23 protein-coding genes are annotated in these 25,487 nt (G+C 73.9%); 6 read left to right on the top strand and 17 right to left on the bottom strand.

The genetic code is table 11. The features are described from left to right. The first annotated feature begins 118 nt into the window (after positions 1-118). On the top strand, positions 119-457 hold the full coding sequence (locus tag ACRB68_RS29455; protein WP_194293506.1) for an STAS domain-containing protein: 339 nt from the start codon (positions 119-121) through the stop codon (positions 455-457). A 75-nt stretch (positions 458-532) separates the two neighbouring features. Here the strand turns inward: ACRB68_RS29455 and ACRB68_RS29460 are convergent, their stop codons facing one another. The 5 genes from ACRB68_RS29460 to ACRB68_RS29480 all read right to left on the bottom strand — a co-directional run bounded on the left by ACRB68_RS29460 (position 533) and on the right by ACRB68_RS29480 (position 6,331). Beyond that, on the bottom strand, positions 533-1,312 hold the full coding sequence (locus tag ACRB68_RS29460; protein WP_153539261.1) for an SGNH/GDSL hydrolase family protein: 780 nt from the start codon (positions 1,310-1,312) through the stop codon (positions 533-535). Between the two features lie 103 nt (positions 1,313-1,415). Further along, complete coding sequence (locus tag ACRB68_RS29465) at positions 1,416-2,033, bottom strand: GTP-binding protein (protein WP_328594935.1); 618 nt, start codon at positions 2,031-2,033, stop codon at positions 1,416-1,418. Continuing rightward, entirely contained in the window at positions 2,014-2,427 is a 414-nt protein-coding gene (locus tag ACRB68_RS29470; protein ID WP_407924318.1) for a DUF742 domain-containing protein, read from the bottom strand. Before ACRB68_RS29470 ends, ACRB68_RS29465 begins: the two co-directional genes overlap by 20 nt. Positions 2,428-2,456: 29 nt before the next feature. Further along, entirely contained in the window at positions 2,457-2,900 is a 444-nt protein-coding gene (locus ACRB68_RS29475; RefSeq protein WP_328594937.1) for a roadblock/LC7 domain-containing protein, read from the bottom strand. Next, positions 2,897-6,331, bottom strand: a complete 3,435-nt coding sequence (locus tag ACRB68_RS29480; RefSeq protein ID WP_328594938.1) for a sensor histidine kinase — start codon at positions 6,329-6,331, stop codon at positions 2,897-2,899. The genes ACRB68_RS29475 and ACRB68_RS29480 overlap by 4 nt, the downstream gene beginning before the upstream one ends. A gap of 344 nt (positions 6,332-6,675) precedes the next feature. Here ACRB68_RS29480 and ACRB68_RS29485 point away from each other — a divergent pair, with 344 nt between their 5' ends. Genes ACRB68_RS29485 through ACRB68_RS29505 form a run of 5 tightly spaced genes read left to right on the top strand, consistent with a single transcriptional unit; the run spans position 6,676 to position 11,315 of the window. Then, positions 6,676-7,653 (top strand): ABC transporter substrate-binding protein, encoded by a 978-nt coding sequence (locus tag ACRB68_RS29485; RefSeq protein ID WP_153538299.1) that lies wholly within the window; start codon positions 6,676-6,678, stop codon positions 7,651-7,653. Then, on the top strand, positions 7,650-8,426 hold the full coding sequence (locus tag ACRB68_RS29490) for an ABC transporter permease (protein ID WP_153538301.1): 777 nt from the start codon (positions 7,650-7,652) through the stop codon (positions 8,424-8,426). The genes ACRB68_RS29485 and ACRB68_RS29490 overlap by 4 nt, the downstream gene beginning before the upstream one ends. Continuing rightward, complete coding sequence (locus tag ACRB68_RS29495) at positions 8,423-9,229, top strand: ABC transporter permease (RefSeq protein ID WP_328594939.1); 807 nt, start codon at positions 8,423-8,425, stop codon at positions 9,227-9,229. Before ACRB68_RS29490 ends, ACRB68_RS29495 begins: the two co-directional genes overlap by 4 nt. Before the next feature lie 47 nt (positions 9,230-9,276). Beyond that, a complete protein-coding gene (locus ACRB68_RS29500) occupies positions 9,277-10,545 on the top strand; it encodes a flavin-dependent oxidoreductase (protein WP_153538303.1) in 1,269 nt (422 codons plus the stop codon). Between the two features lie 5 nt (positions 10,546-10,550). Further along, entirely contained in the window at positions 10,551-11,315 is a 765-nt protein-coding gene (locus ACRB68_RS29505) for an ABC transporter ATP-binding protein (protein WP_153538305.1), read from the top strand. A 7-nt stretch (positions 11,316-11,322) separates the two neighbouring features. On the opposite strand, the gene ACRB68_RS29510 is transcribed toward ACRB68_RS29505, so the two are convergent. From ACRB68_RS29510 to ACRB68_RS29565, 12 genes are all read right to left on the bottom strand, one after another. Beyond that, a complete protein-coding gene (locus tag ACRB68_RS29510; protein WP_328594940.1) occupies positions 11,323-12,975 on the bottom strand; it encodes a bifunctional 3'-5' exonuclease/DNA polymerase in 1,653 nt (550 codons plus the stop codon). Positions 12,976-13,014: 39 nt separating this feature from the next. Next, positions 13,015-15,273: a protein translocase subunit SecD gene (gene secD, locus ACRB68_RS29515; RefSeq protein WP_153538307.1), complete on the bottom strand. Its 2,259-nt coding sequence runs from the start codon at positions 15,271-15,273 to the stop codon at positions 13,015-13,017. Between the two features lie 54 nt (positions 15,274-15,327). Next, a complete protein-coding gene (locus ACRB68_RS29520; protein ID WP_153538309.1) occupies positions 15,328-15,744 on the bottom strand; it encodes a hypothetical protein in 417 nt (138 codons plus the stop codon). A gap of 16 nt (positions 15,745-15,760) precedes the next feature. After that, positions 15,761-16,429, bottom strand: coding sequence for a response regulator (locus tag ACRB68_RS29525; RefSeq protein ID WP_153538311.1), 669 nt, complete (start codon positions 16,427-16,429; stop codon positions 15,761-15,763). After that, positions 16,426-17,412 carry a sensor histidine kinase gene (locus ACRB68_RS29530; RefSeq protein ID WP_328594941.1) on the bottom strand — a complete coding sequence of 329 codons (987 nt, stop codon included), beginning with the start codon at positions 17,410-17,412 and terminating at the stop codon, positions 16,426-16,428. The genes ACRB68_RS29525 and ACRB68_RS29530 overlap by 4 nt, the downstream gene beginning before the upstream one ends. Positions 17,413-17,470: 58 nt before the next feature. Then, complete coding sequence (locus ACRB68_RS29535) at positions 17,471-17,809, bottom strand: TraR/DksA family transcriptional regulator (protein WP_153538313.1); 339 nt, start codon at positions 17,807-17,809, stop codon at positions 17,471-17,473. Between the two features lie 220 nt (positions 17,810-18,029). Beyond that, entirely contained in the window at positions 18,030-18,530 is a 501-nt protein-coding gene (locus tag ACRB68_RS29540) for a DUF4234 domain-containing protein (protein WP_153538315.1), read from the bottom strand. Between the two features lie 123 nt (positions 18,531-18,653). Next, on the bottom strand, positions 18,654-20,150 hold the full coding sequence (locus tag ACRB68_RS29545) for a metallophosphoesterase family protein (RefSeq protein WP_153538317.1): 1,497 nt from the start codon (positions 20,148-20,150) through the stop codon (positions 18,654-18,656). A gap of 91 nt (positions 20,151-20,241) precedes the next feature. Continuing rightward, positions 20,242-21,909: a solute symporter family protein gene (locus tag ACRB68_RS29550; RefSeq protein ID WP_153538319.1), complete on the bottom strand. Its 1,668-nt coding sequence runs from the start codon at positions 21,907-21,909 to the stop codon at positions 20,242-20,244. Continuing rightward, positions 21,906-22,202 (bottom strand): DUF485 domain-containing protein, encoded by a 297-nt coding sequence (locus tag ACRB68_RS29555; protein ID WP_407924315.1) that lies wholly within the window; start codon positions 22,200-22,202, stop codon positions 21,906-21,908. The genes ACRB68_RS29550 and ACRB68_RS29555 overlap by 4 nt, the downstream gene beginning before the upstream one ends. A gap of 758 nt (positions 22,203-22,960) precedes the next feature. Continuing rightward, positions 22,961-23,857 carry a diacylglycerol/lipid kinase family protein gene (locus tag ACRB68_RS29560; RefSeq protein ID WP_153538322.1) on the bottom strand — a complete coding sequence of 299 codons (897 nt, stop codon included), beginning with the start codon at positions 23,855-23,857 and terminating at the stop codon, positions 22,961-22,963. A 6-nt stretch (positions 23,858-23,863) separates the two neighbouring features. Continuing rightward, a complete protein-coding gene (locus tag ACRB68_RS29565) occupies positions 23,864-25,459 on the bottom strand; it encodes an FAD-binding oxidoreductase (protein ID WP_194293539.1) in 1,596 nt (531 codons plus the stop codon). Positions 25,460-25,487 lie beyond the last annotated feature (28 nt).

The raw sequence follows: 25,487 nt of genomic DNA on the forward strand, positions 1-25,487 counted from the left end.
TCCCTTCCCGGCACGCCGCACGGGTTGGCAGACGGGCGTTCCTCGGCAATAGTTGTCATAAGGAAAACGTCTGCCGGTCCCCTCCGCGGAGACGCCCCGGCAGGAAGAGGGATACCCTGTGCGACCTCTCGAGCTCACCACCCGCGCCCACGCCGGACGGGCCCTGGTCCGGCTGCGCGGTGAACTCGACGCCGCCGGCTCGCAGGAGCTGCAGCGGTGCCTGCGCTCGGCCCGCCGCGACCACGGCGAGAACCTGGTCCTCGACCTGGCCGATCTGGAGTACATGGACGCGATCGGCCTGTCGGTCCTGGTCGGCTGCTACAAGGACGTCACCGCCGCGGGCGGCAGCCTCACCCTCGCCGGGCCGCGGCCGGTGGTGCGCCGCACCCTGGAGGTCACCGGCCTGAACCGCCGGATGACGGTGGTCGGGACGCTGGACGAGGCGCTCGCCACCTGACCGGTCCCCGGACGCGGCGGCCTGCGGCGACCCCCGACGCCGCGGGCCGCCGCCCCGTCCTCCGGGGCCCGCGCCCTAGAGCGGGAGGGCCGTCGGGCGCTTCGGGGCGCGGCCGTCGCCGGACGAGCGGCCCCGCGCGCGCCGCCCGATCCACGGCAGCAGGTAGGTGCGCGCCCAGTGGATGTCCTCGCGGCGCAGCGTCAGCCAGTCGGCGGGCGCCTCCAGCGGCGGCCACGGCTCGCGCCAGCTCTGCGCGGCCGGGACGCCGAGGGCCTCGGCCACCCGCAGCGCCATCCGCCGGTGCCCCTCGGCCGACAGGTGCAGCCGGTCCTCCGACCAGGCGCGCGGGTCGTAGAACGCCGTGGACGACCACAGGTCGACCACGTGGCAGCCGCGCCGGTCGGCGATGGCCCGCAGGTGCATGTTGTAGGTCGCGGCCTTGCCGCGGATGCGGTGGCCCGAGCGCAGGCTGCGGGTGTCGAAGCCGGTGAACAGCACCACCTCGGCTCCGCCGCCGCGCAGCCGCCGCACCGCGTCGTCGAACAGCACCGCGAGGGCGTCGGGGTCGGCGCCCGGGCGGATCATGTCGTTGCCGCCGGCGCACAGCGTCACCAGGTCGGGCGCCAGCTCCAGCGCGGCCGGCACCTGGTCCTCGGCGATCTGGCGCAGCAGCTTGCCGCGCACCGCAAGGTTGGCGTACCGCAGGCCGGGACGGACCTGCGCCAGGTGCTCGGCGAGCCGGTCGGCCCATCCCCGGAAGGCGTCCGGCGCGCCTGCGGGGTCGGGGTCGTTCATGCCCTCGGTGAAGCTGTCGCCGAGGGCGACGAAAGTGTCGATCTTCTCCAGGTCGAGCATCGGGGTCCCCAGGACGGGTCTATGGTCGGTCACGGGGATTTATCATGCATCCTGCACACATGCCTACGCGACCGTAAGATCCGTTCCCGGCCCGGGGCCCGGGTCAGCCCCGCTGCGCGGCCATCCCGCCCGGCGGCGCGGTCTGCACCGTCATCGCGTGCTGCACCAGCGTGATCAGCACCGACTTGGTCGACTCGCGGCTGCGCGCGTCGCACTCCACGATCGGCACGTAGGGGCTGATCGACAGCGCCTCGCGGATGTCCTCCACCGCGTACTGGAACTCCCCGTGGAAGCCGTTGACGCCGACCACGAAGGGCAGCCCGAGCTCCTCGAAGTAGTCCACCGCGGCGAAGCAGTCGGCCAGGCGCCGGGTGTCGACCAGCACCACCGCGCCGATCGCGCCCTTGACCAGGTCGTCCCACATGAACCAGAACCGGTGCTGCCCGGGGGTGCCGAACAGGTACAGGATCAGCTCGCGGTCCAGCGAGACGCGGCCGAAGTCCATCGCGACCGTGGTGGTCGTCTTGTCCGGGACCGCCGACAGGTCGTCGACCTCGGCGCTCGCCGCGGTCATCACCGCCTCGGTGGTCAGCGGCATGATCTCCGACACCGACCCGACGAAGGTGGTCTTGCCGACGCCGAAGCCGCCACCCACGACGATCTTGACCGAAGTGAGCTCGGGGTCCGGCCCGGCGGCCCGGTCAGAGCTTGCGTAGTCCACTCAGAACCCTTTCCAGCAGGCGGAGGTCCGGCTGCGTACCGGTGGGACGCGACTGGTGCAACCGCAGCAGTCCCTCAAGAGCCATGTCGGCGACCAGGACCCGGGCCACCCCGAGCGGCAGCCGCAGCAGCGCCGACACCTCGGCGACCGAGCGGGCCGACCGGCACAGGTCCATGATCGCCCGGTATTCGGGCGTCAGCCCGGCGACGTCGCGCGGCGGCTGCGGCACGGTGGAGACCAGCGCCTCGATCGCCAGGTCGTACCGGGGCTTGGTGCGCCCGCCGGTGACGGCGTACGGGCGCACCAGGGAACTGGCCGCCGGCTCCTCCGGCACGCCCTGCCCCGCACCCGGATCGCCCGGCCATCCGGGCCCGTAATGCCTGCCTCGCTCCACCACGCCGACCTCCGCCGGAATCAGTCAGTTCAGTAACGGGCCGGGCCGGCGCCCATCTCGGTCACCGGCGGATAGGGCGGCTGCTCCAGCCCGCCGCGCAGCGCGGGCGTCAGCACCCGGCCGACCCGCTCGACCAGCAGCGTCATCTCGTAGGCGACGAGGCCGAGGTCGCAGTCGGGCGCGGCCAGCACCGCGAACACCGAGCCGTTGGCGATGGACATCACGAACAGCAGCCCGCGGTCCATCTCCACGACGGTCTGGTTCACCCCGCCCGCGTCGAAGATCTTCGCGGCGCCCTGGGTGAGGCTCATCAGCCCCGAGGCGATCGCCGACAGCTGGTCGGCGCGCTCGGGCGGGAACCCGGCCGAGTAGGCCATCGGCAGGCCGTCGGAGGAGACCACCACGGCGTGCGCGACCTTGGGAACCCGGTCCGCGAAGTTGGTGACCAACCAGTTGAGATCCTGCCCGTTCACCGGGTTCCTCCTGTCTCTCCGTCATTCCACGACGGGCGTTCACTGCCGGGCTCACCGCGGGTCTCGCTGCGTCCCTTGTGGACGCCGCGCTGCAGGCTGGAGAACCGGTTGCGGACCTGTTCGGCCGACGGGGCCGGGGCCGCCGGCTGCTGCTCGGCCTGCGGCACCACGGGCGGGGCCGGCTGGGCGGCCACCGCGCCGGGCACCCGGTTCTTGCCGGGCACCCGCTTGGGCAGCCCGGCCGAGGTGCGGCGGTCGGCCGCCGGCTTGGCGGCGGCCGCGGCCGCCTCGAACCCGGCGTCGGCGGGCGAGGCCCAGCCCCGCGCGGGGTCCTGGTTCCCGCCGGGGCCGCCGTCGCGGCGCTGGAACCACTCCGACTGCATGGCGTCGAAGATGGGCGAGCGGGCGGGCGGGCGGGCCGGCGGGCGGACGGCCACGGGCGGTTCGGGAGCGGGCGGTTCCGGAATGGGTTCCTCCAGCGTGAACGGCGCGGACGGGCCCGCGGGCGCGCCGTCCTGGGCACGCTGGTCCGCCGGGGTCTCCGGCAGCGGGCCGGTGTCCCAGGAGACGCGCCGGGGCGGCGCCGTCCGCTCCGGCATCACGGGCTGGGCTTCGGGCACGGCCGCGGCGCCCGGACGCCCGGGCAGCTGCGCCCCGGGCCGGCGCACCGGCAGGCCGGCCTCGGGCCGGGCGGGCGGCACGACCGGCTGCGCGCCGGTGTCGTTGATCATCGGCTGCGCCCCGGTCGCGAACCGGTCGCCGCCTTCGCCGTGGCCGCCGGCGGGCGGCCGCTCTTCGGTCTGCTCATGGCCGAAGGACTGCCCGAAAGCGTCGTGGACGACCGGCTGCACACCGGTGTCGCGGCCGGGCGGGCGGGCGTCGCCGACCACCGGCTGGGCACCGGTGTCGCGGCGGGGCCCGCCGTACGCGGGCCGGGCCTCCGGGGCGTCGTTCCACCCGGCGGCGCCACCGGCGCCGGCGCCGTTGAGCGAGCCGTCGCGGGGCCCGAACATCGGATGGGCCCCGGTGTCGCGGTCGCGGGACTCGCCGCCGAACACCGGCTGCGGGCCGGGGACGTCGGGACGCCCGCCGCCGTAGGCGGGCCGGATCTCGGGGGCCTCGTCCCAGCTCTCGGCGGCGCCGTTGGCGGCGGCGCCGGCCGAGCCGTCGCGCGGGCCGAACATCGGGTGGGCGCCGCTGTCGCGGACCACGGGCTGCGGGGCGGTGGTGCGCATGACCGGGCCGCCCGCGTCGACGCGCGGCAGCGGGCCGGTCCCGCCGCGGTGCGGGCGGGCGCCCGGCAGCGGCTCCTCGGCGACCATCGGGGGCTGCTCGGCCAGCGCGACGCCGCCGGCGGTGCGCGGCTCGGGGGCGCGGCCGCCGAAGCGGCCGCCGCCGACGCCGGCCTCGGACGGGATGATCAGGCCCTCGGGCAGCATGACGAACGCGGTGAGGCCGCCGCCCTGCGCGGCGCGCAGCTCCACCCGGATGCCGTGCCGGACCGCCAGGCGGCCGACCACGAACAGGCCCATGCGGCGGGCCGCGGCGAAGTCGATGACCGGCGGGTTGGCCAGCCGCCAGTTGGCCTGCTCCAGCACGTCGGGGGCCATGCCCACGCCGTTGTCGTTGATCTGCAGCATCGCGCCGCCGCCGCTCAGCAGCTGGCCCGAGACGGTGACCTTGGTCTGCTCGGAGGAGAACACCGTGGCGTTCTCGATCAGCTCGGCCAGCAGGTGCACCAGGTCGTTGACGACCGGGCCGGCGACGGTCATGTCGCCGTGCACCCGCAGCGACACCCGCTCGTACTGCTCCACCTCCGACAGCGAGGCGCGCACCACGTCGATCAGCGGGACCGGCTGGTTGCGCCGCCGCACCTGCTCCTGGCCGCCGAGGACCAGCAGGTTCTCGCAGTTGCGGCGCATGCGGGTGGCCAGGTGGTCCAGCTGGAACAGGTTGGCCAGCTGCTCCTCGTCGCGCTCGCTCTGCTCCAGCTTCTCGATCAGCTGGAGCTGGCCCTCGATGAGGGTCTGGCTGCGGCGCGACAGGTTGACGAACATCGCGTTGATGTTGCCGCGCAGCACGGCCTCGTCGGCGGCGAGGCGGACGGCCTCGCGGTGCACCTCGTCGAACGCGCGGGCCACCTGGCCGATCTCGTCGGCGGAGTCGACGTCGATCGGCTCGACCTCGATGCCGCCGGCGGCGGCCTCGGGGTCGCGCAGCCGGTCGACCAGGCTGGGCAGCCGGGTGCCGGCGACCTCCAGCGCGCCCGTCTGCAGGCGGCGCAGCGGCCGCACCAGCGAGCGGGCGACGATGATGGTGGCCAGGCCCGCGAGCAGCAGGCCGATCAGCAGCACGGCGGCGTCGGTGAAGGCCGCGCGCCAGGCGTCGTCCTGAAGGGAGCGGCTGGTGTTCACCAGGGAGGAGGACATCCGCCGCTCGACCGTGCGCATCTGCTGGATGCGCGAGGAGGCGGCCTGGTCCCACCCGGCGGCGTCGCGGGCGCGCAGCGGCCGGACCGACAGGGTGCGCGAGGCGTCGGAGCGCACCAGCACCTGCTGGTAGAGCAGTTCCAGCCGGCCGATCTCGGGGCCGGTGACGACGTCCTCGAAGTGCTGGCGCTGCTCGACCGTGGCGGCGGAGCGGAACAGCGCGATCTGGGTGTCCTGCTGGGAGCGCATGGCCTCCAGGTGCTCGCGGTCGGCCGGGTTGGCGAACCGGCCCTTCAGCAGCGTCATGGTGACGCGGACGCGTTCCTGGGAGGCGAAGTCCTTGGCGCGGGCGAGCGAGGCGAACGCACGGGTGCTCTCGGAGAGCGCGGCGTTCGGGCTGCCCTGCGCGATCAGGTCGTCGAACTCCAGCAGCGAGGCGATGACCTGGCTGTAGATGTCCAGGGTGGCGAACGCCGAGGCGTTCTCGCCCGAGGCGGTGCGGCGCACCGTGGCGAGGTTGTCCAGCCGGTAGCGGATGTCGCGGACCTTGGCGATGGCCTGCGGCGAGTAGTCGCCGTCGACGCCGTCGGTCGCGCCGCGCACCAGGCGGGCGGCGCGGTCGGTGGCGTCGTGCTGGTTGCGCACGTCCTGCGCCCTGCCGGTGCGCGCGCTGGTGGGCAGGGACAGGAACTGGACGGTGAGGTCGCGCTCCTCCTCCAGCTCGTGCACCAGCCCGGCCAGCCGGTCGCCCAGCGTGGCCAGGTGCTCGACGCGCGTGTAGACGGCGGCGTCGTTCATGGCGTCGCGCACGCGCAGGCCGGCCAGGATGCCGGCGACGGCGGCGGGGATCACGATGAGCGCGATCAGCCGGGTGGTGACGCGGCGGTCGGCGAGCCGGAACCGGCCGCGGCGCGTCCGCGCCCGGGGCCGGTCACCCCCGCCGTCGCGGAGGGACTCAGCTTCGGGACCCGGGAGACGGTCCGCTGGCGTTGCTGGTCGCACTTCCCTCCATCACCTCTCATGGCATTCGGGCTGGGCGGGGGGCCCGGCGGTCACCGGGAGGCCGACCTCGCTGTGGGGCGCCTGTGACCTTTGTGACCTCTGGGGCGTGGGTCATTGGAGCACAGAGTAATCCCTAGGACCAACCCGAAGTTTAGACATTCCGTTCTTCGATGTATTCGTCACGTTCCGTATGTGGAACGTGCCGCGTGACCGGTTTGTATCTCACCTAGGTAAACATCCCGGAACCACGGATGATCACCGTGGGTCACTGCGCTAGGGTCTGCGACGATCATGCCGTCCGGACGGCCCCTTCCCCATCCTTACGCCCCCGTGAAGGAGCGTTCATGAAGTTCGCTCGTCTCAGCCGTGTCTCCCTCGGCGGCGTGGTCGCCGCCGCGCTAGCCCTGTCCATGACGGCGTGCGGCGGTGACGACAAGAAATCCGCCAACGGCCTGGAGAAGTCCGAGATCAACGTCGGCGTGATGCCCATCACCGAGGGCGCCGCCATCCAGATCGCCATCGACAAGGGCTTCTTCAAGGCCGAGGGCCTGAAGGTGAAGATGCGCACCATCACCGGTGCCGCCGAAGGCCTGCCGCTGCTGAAGGGCGGCAGCCTGGACATCATCCACGGTGGTCACGTCGGCATCATCCAGGCCCACACCAGCGGTGCGTTCAAGCTGAAGATCCTGGCCGAGGCGTCCTCGATGACCAAGAACCTCAACGGGGTGCTGGTCGCCAAGGACTCCAAGCTCGCCTCGCCCAAGGACCTGGCCGGCAAGAAGATCGGCACCAACGCCAAGGGCAACCAGAACAGCCTGCTGCTGCGCGCCACCCTCGCCCCGTTCAACATCAACGTGAACGAGGACAAGGACGTGGTCGTCGCGCCGTTCCCGGCGCAGGAGCAGCTGCTCAAGAGCGGCAAGGTCGACGCGATCATCGTGCCGGAGCCGTTCGTCACCCAGATCCAGCAGACGATCGGGGCGCGCGTCCTGACCGACTTCTCCAGCGGCCCGACCAAGGACTTCCCGATCACCGGGTTCTCCTCCACCGACGAGTTCGCCGCCAAGAACCCCAAGACGGTGGCGGCCTTCCAGCGCGCCTTCGTCAAGGCGCAGGCCCTGGCCAGCGACCGCTCGGTGCTCGCCGCGGCGATGCCCAAGTTCACCAAGATGGACCCGAAGACGATCAGCCTGATCAACCTGCCCGCCTTCCCGACCTCCACCAACGCGACCCGGCTGCAGCGGGTGGCCGACGTCATGAAGCAGTTCGGCTACCTCAAGGAGCCGTTCGACGTCAAGCCCATGGTGTCGCAGAACGGATGAGGACCACCCGTATCGCGCTCGGCGCCGCCGGGGTGGCGGGGGCGTTCGCGGTCGCCGAGCTGGTCACCCGGACCGGCCTGGTGGACCGCGAGGCCGTCCCCGCCGCCTCGACGGTGCTCGGCCGCGCCGCCGAGATGGCGGGCGACGGCGAGTTCCTCACCGCGGTCGGCGACACCCTGCGCGCCTGGCTCGGCGGACTGCTGCTCGCCACGCTCTTCTCGGTGCTGCTCGGCCTGCTGCTGAGCGCCACCCCCTGGCTGAACAACGCCGCCCGGCTCGTGGTCGAGCTGCTGCGGCCCATCCCCTCGCTCGCGCTGATCCCGCTGGCCATCGTCACCTTCAGCTCGATCACCCAGGGCAAGATGTCGCTGGTCTTCTACGCCTCCACCTGGCCGATCCTGATCAACACCCTGTACGCGCTGCGGGACGTGGACCCGGTCGCCAAGGAGACACTGCGCAGCTTCGGCTTCGGCAAGGCCGCGGTGCTGCTGCGCGTCAGCCTGCCGAGCGCCGCGCCGTTCGTGCTCACCGGCGTGCGGATCGCCGCGTCGGTCGGCCTGGTCGTGGTCGTCAGCACCGAGCTGGTCGCGGGCGCCGGCGAGGGCGTCGGCGGCTGGCTGATGCAGAGCCAGTCCGGCGGCGGCCACCCCGACCTGATGCTGGCGGGCGCGGTCTGGGCCGGCCTGCTCGGCATCGCCGCCAACTCCCTGCTGGTGACGGTGGAGCGGCGGGCGTTCCGCTGGCACACCGTCCGGACGGAGGGACTCTCGTGACCGCAAAGCTCACCCGGGCGCTGGCGGCCGCCGGCCGGCTCTGGCTGCTGGCGCTGCTGGTCGGCGCCTGGGAGCTGGCCGCCCGCTCGGCCGCCGACGACTTCTTCCCGCCGCCCTCGAAGATCGTCAAGGCGATGCACGAGGTCTGGTTCTCCGGGCCGGCGGGCCAGGCGTTCCTCACCGACGAGGCGTTCGACGACTTCGGCCCGAGCCTGGCCCACCTGTTCACCGGCTGGGCCATCGCCTCGGTCGCCGGCGTCGTGCTCGGCCTGCTGATCGGCCGGTCGGCGATCGCGGGCGCGGTGCTGGAGCCGCTGCTGCAGTTCGGCCGCTCGATCCCGCCGCCGACCCTCATCCCGTTCCTCATCGCGGTGCTGGAGCTCGGCACCGAGCTGCAGGTCACCACGATCGTGTACGGGGTGATCTGGCCGGTGCTGCTCAACACCATCGACGGCGTCCGCTCCGTCGACCGGCTCCAGCTGGAGACCGCCAAGGTGTTCGGCATCACCGGCGCGCTGCGGCTGCGCCGGGTGATCCTGCCGTCGGCCGCCCCCAAGATCTTCGCGGGGCTGCGGGTCAGCCTCGGCTTCGCGCTGATCCTGATGGTGATCTCCGAGCTGGTCGGCAGCACCACCGGCATCGGGGTGCGGCTCACCACTGCGCAGCAGAGCTTCCACATGGACCAGATGTGGGGCGGGATCGTGCTGCTCGGCGTCCTCGGCTGCCTGTTCAACCTGGTCTTCCACCTGGTGGAGCACCGCGTCCTGGCCTGGCACGCCGGCCTGCGCCGCAACACGGGCTGAGCCCGCCCCTTCGGGGACCACCTTTTTCGATTGGAGTAAGCACGGTCATGCGCGTCCTCATCGCCGGGGCCGGCATCGGCGGCCTCAGCGCCGCGCTCGCCCTGCACGCCGCCGGCATCGACGCCGAGGTGGTGGAGTCGGCGCGGGAGCTGCGGCCGCTCGGCGTCGGCATCAACCTGCTGCCGCACGCCGTCCGCGAGCTGATCGGGCTCGGGCTCGGCGACGACCTCGCCCGGACGGCCCTGCCCGCCGAGTCGCTGGTGCACTTCGACCGGCACGGCAACCGGGTGTGGGGCGAGGGCCGCGGCCGTGCGCTCGGCTACCGGTGGCCGCAGTACTTCGTGCACCGGGGCGAGCTGCAGATGCTGCTCGTCGCCGCGGTCCGCGAGCGGCTCGGCGCCGGCGCGGTGCGCACCGGCACCGCGCTGAGCGGGTTCACCGACGGCGCGGACGGCGTCACCGTCCGGCTGCGCGACCAGGCCACCGGAGCCGAGACCACCGAGACCGCCGACGTGCTCGTCGGCGCGGACGGCCTGCACTCGGCCGTCCGCCGCGCCCTGCACCCCGGCGAGGGCGCGCCGCTGTGGAACGGGGTGCGGCTCTGGCGCGGCGTCACCGAGGCCGACCCCTTCCTGGACAACGCCACGATGGCGGTCCTCGGCAACAAGTACCAGGCCAAGTTCATCTGCTACCCCATCTCCAAGGAGGCCGGCGACCGGGGCCGCGCCCTGGTGAACTGGCTCGGCGAGATCCAGCTCCCGCACGACGAGCTGACCGAGGTCGCCGACTGGAACCGCGAGGGCGCCCTGGCCGACGTCCTCCCCCACTTCGCGGACTGGAAGGTCCCCTGGATCGACGTGCCCGGCCTCATCCGGGGCGCCGCCGAGATCCTGGAGTACCCGATGGTGGACCGCGACCCGCTGCCGTTCTGGACCCGCGGCAACGTCACCCTGCTCGGCGACGCCGCGCACCCGATGTACCCGCTCGGCTCCAACGGCGGCTCACAGGCGGTGCTGGACGCCCGCGTCCTGGCCTTCGAGCTGGCCCGCGCGACCTCCCCGGCCGCGGGCCTGGCCGCCTACGACGCGGCGCGCCGCGAACCCGTCAACAAGATCGTCCTCGGCAACCGCGCCAACCCCGGCGACGCCATCTTGAACACCGTCGCCGAGCGCGCCCCCGAAGGCTTCGACCGCGTCGAGGACGTGCTCACCCCCGCCGAGCTGGCCCCGCTCGGCGGCGGGTACCGGCAGATCACCCACACCGACGACCTGAACGGCGACTCGCCGTGGGCCGTCCCGGCCCGTCTACCCCGGTGAAGGACATGCTCGAGATCAACGCGCTGACCCACAGCTATGGCGACCACACCGTCCTGTCCGACATGAACCTGGAGGTCGCCGAGGGCGAGCTGGTCAGCATCGTCGGCCCGTCCGGCTGCGGCAAGTCCACGCTGCTGCGCTGCATCGCCGGGCTGATCGCCCCGACCGGCGGGAAGGTCGTGCTGAACGGCACCCCGGTCGACGGCGTCCCCGACGACCTGGCGGTGGTGTTCCAGGACTACAGCCGGTCGCTGCTGCCGTGGCTGACCGTCCGCGACAACGTGGCGCTGCCGCTGAAGCGGCGCGGCGGCACCCGCGCCGAGCGGCGCGCGTCCGCCGAGGAGGCGCTGAAGTCGGTCGGCCTCGCCGACGCCGGCCGCAAGTACCCCTGGCAGCTGTCGGGCGGCATGCAGCAGCGCGTGTCGATCGCGCGCGCCCTGGCCTACCGGCCGTCGCTGCTGCTGATGGACGAGCCGTTCGGGTCGGTCGACGCGCAGACCCGCGAGGACCTGGAGGACCTGGTCCTGCAGGTGCACCGCGACGGCGGCATGACGATCCTGCTGGTCACCCACGACATCGACGAGAGCGTCTACCTCGGCGACCGGGTCGTGGTGCTCGGCCGCAACCCCGGCCGCATCCGCGCCGAGATCGCGGTGGACCTGCCGGCCGAGCGCGACCAGATCGCCACCCGCGCCGACGCCGACTTCGTCCGGCTGCGCGCCGAGGTCGGCAAGCTGGTGCGCGGCGCCGTCACCAGCTCCCCCGCCTGAGGCGGCGCTACTTGGCGTCGGCGTAGCAGGGGACGGCGGCGATCTCCATCGGGAACACGACGGGGGTGCCGCCGAACAGCAGCCGGGCCGCCTCCTGCGCCGACGCGTGGATCGCCGCGGTGACCTGCCCGGCCAGCTCCTGCGGAGCGTGCACGATGACCTCGTCGTGCTGGAAGAACACCAGCCGGGGCGACCCCAGCCCGGTGAGGCGGCGGCGCAGCGTCGCCAGCAGGACCAGGGCCCAGTCGGCGGCGGTGGCCTGCACGACGAAGTTGCGGGTGAAGCGGCCCCGGCTGCGCAGCGCCGACGATGCGCGGTCGTCGTCGCCGGTGGAGGTCAGCGCGCGCCAGTCGGCCGACGGCGGCGGGCAGGTGCGGCCGAGCAGGGAGCGCACGAGCCGGCCGCGCTCGCCCGCGCGCGCCGCCGCCTCCACGTAGCCGAACGCGTCGGGGAAGCGGTTCTTCAGCACCGCCAGGAGCTGGACGGCCTCGCCGGTGCCGCCGCCGTACATCGCCGACAGCAGCGCGATCTTGGCCTTGTCGCGGGCGGACAGGGCGCCGCCGGCCGGGAAGGCCGAGGCCAGGGCGGCGTACAGGTCGCCGTGCGCGGCGGCGTCGGCGAAGGCGCGGTCGCCCGCCAGCGCGGCCAGCACGCGCGGTTCCAGCTGGGCGGCGTCGGCGACGACGAGCGTCCAGCCCGGGTCGGCGACCACGGCCTGCCGCAGCACCCGCGGGATCTGCAGCGCTCCCCCGCCGCTGGTGGCCCACCGGCCCGACACCACGCCGCCGACGACGTACTCGGGGCGGAACCGGCCGTCCTTCACCCAGGTGTCGAGCCAGGCCCAGCCGTGCGCGGTGTGCAGGCGCGCCAGCTCCTTGTACTCCAGCAGCAGCGGGACGGCCGGGTGGTCGATCTTCTTCAGCACGTGCGCGCGGGTGGAGGCGACCGGCAGCCCGACCGCCGCGAACGCCTTGAGGATCTGCGCCGGGGAGTCGGGGTTGACGTGGCTGTGCGGCCCGAACGCGTCGTTGATCCGGTCGGCGAGGTCCTGCAGCCGGCGCGGGCGCAGCCCGCCGGAGGGGCGCGGCCCGAGCAGCCCGGTGAGCAGCGCGTCGTGTTTCTCCGCCGACCAGGGCAGCCCGTCGTGGCCCATCTCGGCGGCGACGAGCGCCCCGGCGGACTCGGCGGCGGTGAGCAGCGCGAACCCCGGCAGCGCCGCGATGGACCACTGCTGCGCCGCGTGCACCTCGACGATCTGGTCCAGGTCGTCGGCCGGGGCCGGGTCGTCGGTGTCGAACAGCGACGGCTGCGGCCCCTCGTGCGCGGGGGCCTGGTCGGCGGGGACCTGCGCGCCGTGCAGCCGCGCCCACGCGGCCCGCACCGAGCGCGGCTCGCCGTAGCGGCCCGCGTGCCCGAGCAGCAGCGTCTCGGCCAGCTCCAGGTCGTGGCAGCGCGCGACCCGCACGCCCCGCTCCAGCAGCGCCGGGTAGAGCCGGGCGGTGGCGGGCCACACCCAGCGCGGCCGGCCGGCGCGCTCGCGGGCCTCGATCGCCGCGACCAGGTCGGGCACGGTCTCGGCGGGGCCCGCGGGCGTGCCGTCCTCGGCGAGGGGACGCAGCGTCCCCGCGCCGCCGGGACCGGTGGCGACCGCGATTCTCACCTTCTCATTGTCGCGATCGCCACCGACAGAATCACCTGCTCAGACGACCGCGCCGGAGCCCTCGCGCTTGGCGGGCCGCTTCCCGGGCTTCGGCCGCGGCGCTTTGCTCCGGCCCTGGAACACCACGGCCAGGGGTGTGGCGGTGAACATGCTGGAGTAGGTCCCGACGGTGATGCCGACCAGCAGCGCGACGGCGAAGTCGGTGAGCGAGTCGCCGCCCAGCACCGCCAGCGCCGCCAGGATGAAGATCGCGCCCATGCCGGTGTTGACGGTGCGCGGCACGGTCTGCAGGGCGCCGCGGCCGGCGGTCCGCGCGAACGGCGCCGCCGGGTCGGCGCGCCACAGCTCCCGGATCCGGTCGAAGACGACGACCGAGTCGTTCACCGAGTAGCCGACGATCGTCAGCAGCGCGGCCAGGAAGACCCCGTCGACCGGCTTGCCGAGCCAGGCGAACAGGCCGGTCACGATGACGACGTCGTGGAGCATCGCCAGCACGGCGGCGGCGCCGAACGTCCAGCGGAACCGGACCGCCAGGTAGGCCAGCTGCATCAGCAGCGCCACCGCCAGCGCGATGACGGCCTTGCGGCGCAGCTCGTCGCCGAGGGTCGGGCCGACCAGCTCGTCGCGCTGCCGGGTGACCGGCCCGCCCCGCTCGGCCAGGGCGTCGCGGACGCGCCGCTCCTCGGCGTCGGTGAGCTTCTCGGTGCGCACCGAGATGCCGGCGCCGCCGGAGGTCTGCACCACCGCGCGCGGGAACCCGGCCGACGACACCGCCGCGCGGGCGTCGTCGATGGCGACCGGGCGGCTGGTGGAGTACTCCACCAGCCGGCCGCCGGTGAACTCCACGCCGAAGTTCAGGCCGCGCACGGCGATGCCGGCGACGGCGATCGCCACGGCGAGCCCGGAGATCCCCAGCCACAGTCTCCGGTGCCGCATCAGGTCGGGGTCGCGGCGGTCCAGCCGGGCGCGCAGCCGCCCGACCGAGCCGAGGCCGGTCAGCCGGGGCCGCCGCGCGACGGCCCGGCGGCCGAGCACCGACTCGGTGAGCACGCGGCTGAGCAGCATCGCCGACACCAGCGAGGCCAGCACGCCGATCGTCAGCGTGACGCCGAAGCCGCGCACCGGGCCGGACGCCAGGAAGAACAGCAGCCCGGCGGCCAGCAGCGTGGTGGCGTTGGAGTCGGCGATCGCCGACCACGCCTTGGTGAAGCCGGTGCCGAGGGCCGCGCGTACGCCGCGCCGGGGCGCCGCCGCGTACTCCTCGCGGGCCCGTTCGAACGCCAGCACGTTGGCGTCCACGGCCATGCCGATGGCGAGGACGAACCCGGCCAGCCCGGGCAGGGTGAGCGTCGCGCCGATCAGCACCAGGGCGGCGTAGGAGATCAGCGCGTAGCAGGCCAGCGCGAGGGTGGCCAGCAGGCCGGCCAGCCGGTAGACCGCGGCGATGAACAGGCCGGTCAGCAGGACGCCGATGACCGCCGCCTGCCGGCTGGCCTCGATCGCGGCGGCGCCGAGGGTGGGGCCGACCACCCGCTGCTCGATGATCTTCACCGGGACGGGCAGCGAGCCGCCCTGCACCAGCGCGGCCAGGTCCTTGGCCTCCTCGGGGGTGAAGCTCCCGGTGATCTGGGTGGAGCCGCCGGTGATCCCGACGCCGCAGGCCACCTCCCGGGTGACCTGCGGGGAGGAGATGACCCGGCCGTCCAGGACGAAGGCGATGCGGCGGTCGTCCCCGGGGGCGCAGGCGGCGCGGGCGGTGATCTTCTCCCAGGTCCTGCCGCCGTCGCCGCGGAAGTCGACGGTGACGTACCAGCCGTTCAGGTTCTGCGGGTCGAACCCGGCGGCGGCACTCTTGATCCCGGCGCCGGTGAGGGCGGCGGGCGCGAGCAGGACGGGCCGCCCGTGCTCGTCGGGCAGGGTCTGCTCGCCCGGGCCGGGCTTGCCCCCGGCGGCGCGGACGGGGTGCGCGGTCAGCTGCGCGGTCTTGCCGATGACCTCGGCGGCGTGCGCCGGGTCCTGCACGCCGGGCAGCTCGACGATGATGCGCCGCTCGCCCGAGCGGGTCAGCGACGCCTCGGCCACGCCGAGGGCGTTGACCCGCCGCTCGATCACCTGGCGGGCGCGGTCGGTGGCCTCGGCGTTCGCCTCGGCCTGCGGCGAGTCCTGGGTCTCCAGCACGATCTGGGTGCCGCCGCGCAGGTCCAGGCCGAGGCGGGCGGGGCGGGTGAGGGTGAGGAACAGCGATGCGGCGAGCACGGCGAAAGCCAGCAGCGCCCGCACCGCGTTGGCGCGAGACAAAAGGGGATACCTCCACGAGGGCCGCGGCGTCGCGACAGGACGCCGCCCGGTCGGTCAGGAACGGGTGCTCGTGGAAGCGGGCGGGGCGCGGCCGCGCGCGGCGACGCCCGGGACGGTGGGCGGGCGCGCCGCCCACAGCACCGGGCGGCCGACGCGCCGCACGGGAACGGTGAGGCGCGGGCGCGCCGGCAGGATGGCGAGAAGCGGCGCGAACACCGAGGACGAGGCGCCGTGCTCGCGCGCGACCGCCCGGCTCTCCGCGCGACTTTCCGCACGGGCCCGCAGGCCCGCGCGGGCGCCCGGCCTGGCCTGCCGGACGAGGACGGGCCGTCCGCCGGCCGCCTCGCCGGCGGAGGCGACGCGGCCCGGCCCGCCAGCCGCGGACACGATGTCCAAGGACACCGGGACGACGAAGCCGAGCAGGGCGAGCACGGCGACCAGCAGCCGCCCGCGCACCGCACTCGTGGTCATCTCGGGGACCGTCCGTTCAGGGTTCGATGAGGCCGGTGCGGATGGCGTAGCGGAGCAGCTCCATGCGGTCCTTCATCCCGAGCTTGGCCAGGATGTTGGCGCGGTGGCGCTCCACGGTCTTGACACTGATCACCAGGGTAGCGGCGATCTCGCGGGACGAGTGGCCCTCGGCGACGAGTTTGAGGATCTCCTCCTCGCGCGCGGTGAGCACGCTCCCGGGCTCCTCGCCGGCGTGCGCCCGGCCGAGGTAGGTGCGGATCAGCGTGGTCACCGCGCCCGGGTACAGGAACGGCTCGCCGCGCATCGCCGCCCGGCAGGCCTGGATCAGGTCGCGGTCGGCCAGCGACTTCAGCACGTACCCGGCCGCGCCGGCCTTCAGCGCCTCGAACAGGTACTGCTCGTTGTCGTACATGGTGAGGATGAGGATGCGCAGGTCCGGGTGGCGGCGCGACAGCTCCCGGGCGGCCTGCAGGCCGGTCAGCCGCGGCATCGCCACGTCCAGGACGGCCAGGTCCGCCTCGGCGTGCTCCAGCAGCGCGATCGCCTCGGCGCCGTCCCCGGCCTCGGCGACGACCCGCAGGTCGGGCTCGGCGTCCAGGATGAGCCGGACGCCGCGGCGGACCAGGGCGTGGTCGTCGGCGAGCAGGATGCGGGTGGGCCGTCCCGCGGGCACTGCTGTGGTCATGGCTGGTCCTCGGCGGCGGGTCCGGTGGGAATGTGCAGGGCGACGCGGGTGCCGCCGCCGGGGCCGGGACCGAGCTCCAGGGTGCCGCCGGCGAGCAGGGCGCGCTCGCGCATGCCCCGGATCCCGGCGCCTTCGGGGACGCCGTCCATGCCCCGGCCGTCGTCGTCGACGCGCAGCAGCACACCGCCGCCGGCCGGGGCCAGGCTGAGCTCGACGGCGGTGGCGTCGGCGTGGCGGGCGGCGTTGGTCAGCGCCTCCTGCGCGACCCGGTACAGCACCAGCTCGGCCTGCGGGCCGAGCGGCGGCAGGTCCGGGTGCAGGCGCCGCCGCACCCGCAGCACGGTGTGGGTGCCGAACCGGGTGGTCAGCGCGGTCAGCGCGCTGGCCAGGCCGAGCTCCTCCAGCACGTCGGGACGGAGGCTGCGGGCGACGCGGCGCACCTCCTCCAGGCTCTGGCGGACGGTCTCCTGCGCCTCGCCCAGCTCCCGCCGCAGCGGCCCGTCCGCCCGGCCGGACAGGCGCTCCAGGTGCAGCAGCAGGGCGGTCAGGCTCTGGCCGATCTCGTCGTGCAGCTCGCGGGCGATGCGGCGGCGCTCGGCCTCCTGCGCCGACAGGGCGCGGGCGCTGCTGGTGCCGCGCTCGGTCTCCAGCCGCTGCAGCATCTGGTTGAAGGTCTCGATCAGGGCGGCGACCTCGCCGCTGCCGGTGACCGGCAGCCGCTGGCCGGGACGCAGCAGGTCGACGGTGGCCATCAGCCGGCTCAGCCGGTCCAGGGGGGCGAGCCCCCAGCGCAGCAGGAGCGCGTTGGCGGCCAGCATCGCCCCCAGCCCGGCCGTCAGCACCAGCGCCTCGGTCACCCGGATCGGCACCGACACCGTCCAGGGCCCGGCCATCAGCAGGACGGTCGCCACCGTCCCCACCAGCGCGTTCAGCCAGAACACCCGCCAGAACAGCCGCACCGGCCGCACGTCCTCCCTCGTCACCGCCCCCGCCGCCGGGGCGGCCCGCCCTCCACGGTAGGCGCCCGCGGCACCGGCCGGGTCAGCGGCCCGGCCGGCCGGCGCGGGCCTGGCACTTCACGCAGAAGCGCACGTAGGGCAGGATCTCCAGGCGCCCTTCCGGGATCGCCTTGCCGCAGCCCTCGCAGCCGCCGTAGGTGCCGTCCCGCAGCCGCTGCAGCGCGGCGTCGATCTCGGCCAGGCTCTGGCGCAGGTTGTCCATGCGGGTGTGGTCGGACTCCTCGGCCCACCCCTGCGGGGCCCGCCCGGCCGCCTGCTCCAGGACGGCCAGCTGCGAGGCGCGGGTCTGCCGCTCCTGCTCCAGGCGCTGCCGCACCTCCCGCGCCGTCGCGTCCTGCGTACGTGCCAGGTTCGTGCTCATCCGACGTCGTCCCTTCGACCGGAAGGCCCCGGTCGAAGACCGAGGACCCAGACGGCCGGGCCGTCTGGGTCCTCGTCGAGTGCGGAGGGTGCCGGCCCGGGTGGTGCGGGCCCGCCACCCGGCGGGCCCGCGTCTCCACTCTGGCCGGTCGGCCCCGCGGGTCATATCGGGCCTGACACCCATTTCCCCGCGGGGGCACCCTGCACGCCGAGCCGCCGGCTCAGGCGGCCAGGGAGACCTGCTGCCCCGCCGGGGTGCCGCTGTAGCGGTCCACGACCTTGTTCAGCTCGATCTGGTAGTACAGGACGCCGAAGCCGAAGATGCCGAGCAGGAAGCCGAGGCCGCCGCTGCAGGACGGCTGCAGGCCCGCCGCGCGCTGGGCCTGGGCGATGCGCCCGGCCAGCTTCACCCACATCACCAGCGGCCAGATGCCGAGGGTGACGAAGCCGAACAGCATCGACAGCAGGGCGTTGACGGCGGCGTCGCCGGTGCGGCGGTCGTAGCCGAACAGCTCGGCGTGCACCTTGTAGAACCAGACCAGGCCGTAGATGCCGAGGGTGATCATCGGCAGGCCGAGCCAGGCGCCCAGCGGGTTGCGGCGCTTCATGTTGATCCCGGCGCCGGCCGGGGCGGGCGCGTGCTGCGGCGCGTGCGCCGGGGCGCTGCCGCCCTGGTAGGGCTGCTGGTACGGCTGCTGCTGACCCTGCTGGGGGTAGCTCATGTGCTCTCCTGAGGACGCGGTCGAGGTACGGCCGACCGTCCGCTGCGATACGGCCTAGCGGGGTGAGCGACGACATTAGTGCAGTAGTTGGCGTTTCAACCGCTATTCGTGCTGTTCGTTGGCCTATCGCAATGTGATCGTCACTTCGTCCTCGACCGGCGAATCGTCCTCCTGGTCGCCGCAGCCGGTCGCCGCGAAGCAGCGGATGCGCAGCTCGCGCTCCGACACCTCCAGGCGCAGGAAGCTCTTGAAGAACGGCGGCCGGTCCCAGTCGGCGAACTCCGAGCGGAACCGCTGCGAGGTGCGCCGCACCGGCAGCCGCAGGAAGCGGGGCCGCCGGGTCTGACCGCGCGGCACGCCCAGCACGGCGGCGACGAGGCGCACGCGCCGCGACGGCGGCTCGGTGTAGGCGTAGCCGCGGGCCGGTTCGATGCCGAGCCGGTGGCGGATCACCGTCGACGCCTCCTCCGGCGTCAGCTCGAACAGTCCCGGCATCCGCAGCACGCGTCCGTACAGCTTGCTGTAGCGCGAGAGGGAGTCGCCGCGCAGCGGATACAGGCGGAACCGGTCCTCCTCCACCACGCGGGTCTTCGGGATGGTGTGGGTGGCGTGCATGAACGCCCCGCCGCCGCCGGACACGATGTACTGGATCGTCCGGTCGCCCACCTGGACGGGGTAGCGCTGGTAGTTGTGGATGTCGCCGCCGATCGCGGCGACGTAGTTGCACGAGGGGTCCTGCACGATCTCGTCCACCGTGCCGCCGCCCTCGATCGGGCAGGGCCGGCACGAGTCGTCGACGCGCAGCGGCTTGCCCGTCACCAGCAGCTTGGCCTTCGGCCCGGCCGACACCTCGCGCAGCCACGCGCCCTGGTCGCGGTCCAGCCCGCCGATGATGCCGGTGTCGATGCCGATGATGCGCAGCCGGGGCGTGTCGATCGCCCAGTACGGGCCGGGCTGGACGTTGCGCTGCCGCGCGCCGCCCCGGTACAGCGCGCGCGCCTGCGCCAGGGCCTGCTCGTCGATCGGCCCGGGCCGGCGCCAGAACAGCCGGGCGACCGGCTTGAACGGGCCGCGCCAGGACGCCGGGGTGCAGTCCGCGTCCAGGTCACAAAAGACCTTCAGGAAGCCGCGCAGCCCGTCGTACCAGTCGTGGTTGCCCGGGACGGCGAAGATCGGGCCGGGGTAGTCGCGGTAGGGGCGGAAGAACTTCTCGGGGTAGTCCGCCGCGTCGCCCGTCGGGTAGATGACGTCACTGGCGATGACGGCGAAGTCGGTGCCCTCGGCGACCCTCAGGAACGGCGGCACCACCGCGTACTGCGACCGGTCGCCCTCGCCGGTGTCGCCCATCAACATGAACGAGAACGTCTCGGCGGGCCGGTGCACGGTGAACCCGGCCGGCACGCCCCGCTCGGTGAGGGCCGCCACGCAGCGCCGCCGGATCTCGTCGGACGGGTCGCCGAACAACCGCGCGACCACGTCGTTGCGCGACCGCCACAGGATCGAGGGCCGCCGCCAGGAGAACCGGGGCACCCGCTCGGGCAGCAGTTCCTCGAAGCTTCCGGGGGCCTGGCAGGTCCAGCCCGCGCCCGCCTCGGAGGTCCGCGAGTTCTCGGCAGGCAACGAAAAACCTCCGGGGGTAAAGGTCGACGAGCGCAACCTATCCCCGGAGGTGATCCGTCCGTCAAGCGGCGGCTCCTCCCCTGGCGCGCGGCTAGTGCGCGCCGGTGCCGGTGAGGGCGCGCACCTCCAGCTCGGCGTACTTGGCGTCGGTGCGCTCCTTGGACAGGACCGTGCCGAGGTAGGCGCACAGGAACCCGATCGGGATGGAGATCAGGCCGGGGTTCTGCAGCGGGATCAGCGCGACGGCGGTGTCGCTGAACAGCGCCTCGGCGTTGCCCTTCGGGAGGGTGGCGGACTTGCCGCCCCAGCAGATCGGGCTGAGCAGCACCACCCCGACGGCCGCGACCAGGCCGCCGTAGATGCCGGCGACCGCGCCGGCGGTGTTGAACCGCTTCCAGAACAGCGAGAACAGCAGCGTCGGCAGGTTCGCCGACGCGGCGACGGCGAAGGCGAGCGCGACCAGGAACGCCACGTTCAGCGTGCGCGCGAAGATCGACAGCAGGATGGCCACCGCGCCGATCACCAGCGCGGAGATCCGGGCCATCTTGACCTCGTCGCGCTCGGTGACGGTGCCGCGCTTGATGACGTTGGCGAAGATGTCGTGCGCGAACGAGGACGAGGACGCCAGCGTCAGGCCGGCCACCACCGCGAGGATGGTGGCGAACGCGACCGCCGCGATCACCGCCAGGAAGACCGCGCCGCCGGTCGAGCCGGGGCCGCCGCCGAGGTGCTCGGCCAGCTGCGGCGCGGCGGTGTTGCCGCCCTTGTTCTGCGCGGCGATCGCCTTGCCGCCGACCAGCGCCGCGGCGCCGAAGCCGATGACCAGGGTCATCAGGTAGAACACGCCGATGATGCCGATCGCCCAGTTCACCGAGGCGCGGGCGGCGCGGGCGTCCGGCACGGTGTAGAAGCGGATCAGGATGTGCGGCAGGCCCGCGGTGCCGAGCACCAGGGCGAGGCCGAGGGAGAGCAGGTCCAGCTTGGACCACACGTCGGTCGCGCCGTACTTCAGCCCCGGCTGCAGGAACGCGTCGCCCTTGCCGCTCTTGTCGGCGGCGGCCCCCAGCAGGTCGGAGATGTTGAAGCCGTACTTCGACAGCACCCAGACCGTCATGACGAACGCGCCGGTCATCAGCATGACCGCCTTGACGATCTGCACCCAGGTGGTGCCCTTCATGCCGCCGACGGTCACATAGAAGATCATCAGCGCCCCGACGATGACGATCGTCCAGATCTCCACGGCCTCGCTCTTGGTGCCGAGCAGCAGCGAGACCAGCGCGCCCGCGCCGACCATCTGGGCCAGCAGGTAGAAGATCGACACCACGATGGTGGAGATGCCGGCGGCGGCGCGCACCGGGCGCTGGCGCATCCGGAAGGCGAGCACGTCGGCCATGGTGTAGCGGCCGGAGTTGCGCAGCATCTCGGCGACGAGCAGCAGCGCGACCAGCCAGGCGACCAGGAACCCGATCGAGTACAGGAACCCGTCGTAGCCCGACAGCGCGAAGATGCCGGCGATGCCGAGGAAGGAGGCGGCCGACATGTAGTCGCCGCCGATGGCCAGGCCGTTCTGCATCGCCGAGAACGAGCGGCCGCCGGCGTAGTAGTCGGCGGCGGTGCGGTTCTGCCGGCTGGCCCAGACCGTGATGTACAGGGTGATCGCCACGAAGATGGCGAACAGCACGAGGGAGAACGTGCGGTGCTCGTTCCCGCCGGTGGTGGCGGCGGCGAGCGCGGGAGCGGCGGCGAGCGTGCCGGTCATCGGCGCTCCTCCTCTGGGCCGGGCCCGTCCTTGCGGAGCGGGCTGATGGTCGGCGGGGCGGCCACGCCGGCCGCGGCCGGGATCCCGGCGCGCACCTCGGCGGCCAGCGGCTCCAGCCGCCGCCGCGCGTAGCGCTCGTAGAGCCAGGCGATCAGGAAGGTCGAGACGAACTGCAGCAGGCCGAACACCAGCGCGACGTTGACCTCGCCGATGATCTTGGTGCCCATGAAGCCGCGCGCGTAGGCCGACAGCACGACGTAGAGCAGGTACCAGAGCAGGAACGCCGCGGTCATCGGGAACACGAAACGGCGGAAGGCCGTCCGCAGCCGGGCGAATTCGGGGCTCTGCTCGATTCGGTCATAGGCCGCCTGGTCCAGGCCGCCGTTCGCGGGTCCGGGTCCTGGCCCGGACGACTCCGTTGTCACACGCACCTCCGGCGAAAGATCACTCCTGAATGTCACCGCGAACGGCGGTGACAATGCCCGATCGGAGTGGCCGGTGGAGGCCATTTGACCAAGTACTGGAGCAAGCGGCCGGTGGTGGAGATGAGGCCGATGCGGCGCCGAAACCGTAATGTGATCCGGACGGTGCGCGGAATTTCGGACGGCTTTGCGGATAACCGGAAGGAGCGGCCGCGCCCCGCGGCGGCGCGCCCGTCAGGAGCGCGCGACGAGCCCGGCGCCGCTCACGGCGCCGGGCTCACACAACGCTGCGCGCGGGGACCAGCCGGGGACCGCCCGGAAACGGGGCGGTCACGCTGCGGACCGGAAAGGGACGCATGCTCCCTTTCCCTTTGCGCAGGGACGCGGTGGACGCCGGCGCCACCCCCGTAGACACCGGCGTCACCGCGATGAGAACGCCTGCGGACATCATGAGTCCCCCCAGAACGGCGAACGAGCGCCTTCCCATGATGCCTCCGCAGACGTCCCAGACGTCCCTCAACCGGGACTTATTGTGAACAGTATCCGGACGACCTTAATGGCCTTGTAAACCGCCCCAAACGCGGGGTCCAAATATCCCGTCCGCGTCCCCGGCCCGTCCGCGGGACCCTTCATCCGCTGCGGGGAAGCAGGATCCGCAACGCGCCCGGCAGCACCTTCGCGGTCACCGGCAGCACGCCCGGAAGTTCCCCGTCGGCGCCGTAGGGCAGCACCCGCCCCGGGGCGGCCAGCTCGATCCGCACCTCGCGGCCGCGCAGCACCTCCACCTGCGGGCGGTTCAGGTGCGAGCCGTCCGACAGCTCCCGCATGACCTGGAAGAACAGCCGCTTCGGGCCGTGCTTGACGATCAGCACGTCCAGCAGGCCGTCGTCGACGCGGGCGTGCGGCACGATGTGCCGGCCGAAGCCGTAGTAGCCGGAGTTGGCGGCCACGACCGTGAAGCCCCGCCGCCGGTACCGCTCCCCGTCCACGGTGACCACGTAGTCGGCGGGCTTCCAGGTGAGGACCGCGCGCAGCGCGCCCGCGGTGTAGGACGCCCGGCCGCGCAGCCTGCTGTGGTTGGCGTTGTCGTTGGCGACGGCGTCCACGCCCGCGTAGACGCTGCCGAGCACCGGGACCCCGTTGGCCTCGATGACGTCCACCGCGCGCGGCTCGCCGTGCAGCAGCACCTCGGCGATGCCCGCCGGGTCGGTGGGCAGGCCGAGCTGGCGGGCGAAGTCGTTGCCGCGCCCGGCCGGGACGACGCCGAACACCGCGTCCGTGCCGGCGAGGGCGCCGCCGACGCAGCCGACCATGCCGTCGCCGCCGACGCCGAGCACCGCCCGCCCGGCCGCGGCGGCCTCGCGGGCGAGCGCGGTGGCGTGCTCCAGGCCGCGGCTGTACTCGACGGCGAGCTCGGCGCCGGCCTCGCGCAGCAGCCGCGCGAGGGGCATCAGCGTGCGCGCCGAGGCCGAGCCGCCGGCGGTGGGGTTGACGACGGCGGTGAAGGATCGGGGGGGAACCGTCATGGCGGGCTACTCCTGCGCGGCGGGCGGGACGAGGACGCCGGGGTTCAGGATGCCGGCCGGGTCGAGCCGGTCCTTGACCGCGCGGAGCACGTCCGCCGCCAGCGGGCCGATCTCCTCGGCGTACCAGGCGCGGTGGTCGGTGCCGACGCCGTGGTGGTGGCTGATCGTACCCCCGGCCGCGATGATGGCGTCGTTGGCGGCGTGCTTGGCCTTGGCCCAGTGCGCGAGCGGGTCGCCGGCCCCCTGCGCGGACACGACGGTGAAGTACAGCGACGCCCCGGCCTCGTAGACGTGCGAGATGTGGCACATCACCAGCGGCGGCGTGCCCGCCTCGGCCAGCGTCGCGGACAGGGCGTCCCGGACGGCCGCGTACAGCCCCGGGATCGCCGACCAGAACGCGGCGGTCTCCAGCGTCTCCACGAACGCGCCGACGTCCAGCAGCGCGTCGCGCATGTAGGGGGCGTTGAAGCGGCCGTGCTTCCACTTCTCCCCCGGCTCGGCGCCGGCGGGCTCGCCGCCCGCCTCGGCCAAGCGCGCGCGGGCGACGGCGCGGTTCGCCTCGATCTCCTCGGGGGTGCCCTCGAAGCCGAGGACGGCCAGGCAGCCGGACGCCTCGGACAGGCCGCCGCCGATGGCCTGCGGATCGGCCAGCCCGATCATGGTCTCGGCCTCGTCGGACAGCCGCAGCACCACCGGGCGCGGGCCGTCCTGGGCGAGGCGGCGCAGCGCGGCGGCGCCGGTGGCGAAGTCGGGGAACCGCCAGCCCTCGTAGGCGGCGGCCTCGGGGACCGGCCGGATCCGCACGGTCACCGAGGTGATGACGCCGAACGCGCCCTCGGAGCCGAGCACGAGCTGGCGCAGGTCGGGTCCGGCGGCCGACTTCGGCGCCCGGCCGAGGTCCAGGGTGCCGGCGGGGGTGGCCGCGGTGAGGCCGACGACCATGTCGTCGAAGCGCCCGTACCCGGCGGAGGCCTGGCCGCTGGAGCGGGCGGCGGCGAACCCGCCGATCGTGGCCCACTCGAACGACTGGGGGAAGTGGCCGAGGGTGTAGCCGCGCTCGCGCAGCAGCTCCTCGGCGCGCGGGGCGCGCAGCCCGGCCTGCAGGACGGCGGTGCGCGACACCTCGTCGACCGAGACCAGGGCGTCCAGCCGGCGCAGGTCCAGCGCGACGAACGCGGTCACGCCCTCGGGCGCCAGCCCGCCGACGACCGAGGTGCCGCCGCCGAACGGCACCACCGCGACGCCGTGGGCGGCGCAGGCCTCCAGCACGGCGAGGATCTCCTCGTGCGAGGCGGGCAGCACCACGGCGTCGGGCGCGTCGGCGGTCTCCCCGGCGCGGATGCGCAGCAGGTCCGGGGTGGACTTGCCGCGGGTGTGCCGGACCCGGGCCTCGGCGTCGGTGCGCACGTGCCCGGCGCCGACGAGCCCCTCGATCGCGGCCAGGGCCCCGGCCGGGAGCCGCGACGGGGCCACCTCGACGTCGGCGAGCGCGGGCGGCGCGGCCTCGGCCGGCCGGACGCCGAGCAGATCGCGCAGCAGCCCGGTGACAGAATCGGGCAGCGGCGCCGCCTTGGCGGGGTCGCCCCACCCGCTCCACAGCATGTCCGCGGTCTCCACCCGTGCCTCCCGG

The organism is Actinomadura macrotermitis, from assembly GCF_009604375.1.
GTDB classification, from domain to species: Bacteria; Actinomycetota; Actinomycetes; order Streptosporangiales; family Streptosporangiaceae; genus Spirillospora; species Spirillospora macrotermitis.

Bases quoted from the DNA above. Each gene is read 5' to 3' on its own strand.
- ACRB68_RS29460 (WP_153539261.1), bottom strand. From the start codon at position 1,312: ATGCTCGACCTGGAGAAGATCGACACTTTCGTCGCCCTCGGCGACAGC.
- ACRB68_RS29485 (WP_153538299.1), top strand. From the start codon at position 6,676: ATGAAGTTCGCTCGTCTCAGCCGTGTCTCCCTCGGCGGCGTGGTCGCC.
- ACRB68_RS29490 (WP_153538301.1), top strand. From the start codon at position 7,650: ATGAGGACCACCCGTATCGCGCTCGGCGCCGCCGGGGTGGCGGGGGCG.
- ACRB68_RS29500 (WP_153538303.1), top strand. From the start codon at position 9,277: ATGCGCGTCCTCATCGCCGGGGCCGGCATCGGCGGCCTCAGCGCCGCG.
- ACRB68_RS29505 (WP_153538305.1), top strand. From the start codon at position 10,551: ATGCTCGAGATCAACGCGCTGACCCACAGCTATGGCGACCACACCGTC.
- ACRB68_RS29520 (WP_153538309.1), bottom strand. From the start codon at position 15,744: ATGACCACGAGTGCGGTGCGCGGGCGGCTGCTGGTCGCCGTGCTCGCC.
- ACRB68_RS29525 (WP_153538311.1), bottom strand. From the start codon at position 16,429: ATGACCACAGCAGTGCCCGCGGGACGGCCCACCCGCATCCTGCTCGCC.
- ACRB68_RS29535 (WP_153538313.1), bottom strand. From the start codon at position 17,809: ATGAGCACGAACCTGGCACGTACGCAGGACGCGACGGCGCGGGAGGTG.
- ACRB68_RS29540 (WP_153538315.1), bottom strand. From the start codon at position 18,530: ATGAGCTACCCCCAGCAGGGTCAGCAGCAGCCGTACCAGCAGCCCTAC.
- ACRB68_RS29550 (WP_153538319.1), bottom strand. From the start codon at position 21,909: ATGACCGGCACGCTCGCCGCCGCTCCCGCGCTCGCCGCCGCCACCACC.
- ACRB68_RS29555 (WP_407924315.1), bottom strand. From the start codon at position 22,202: ATGACCGCGGCGTTCCTGCTCTGGTACCTGCTCTACGTCGTGCTGTCG.
- ACRB68_RS29560 (WP_153538322.1), bottom strand. From the start codon at position 23,857: ATGACGGTTCCCCCCCGATCCTTCACCGCCGTCGTCAACCCCACCGCC.
- ACRB68_RS29565 (WP_194293539.1), bottom strand. From the start codon at position 25,459: ATGCTGTGGAGCGGGTGGGGCGACCCCGCCAAGGCGGCGCCGCTGCCC.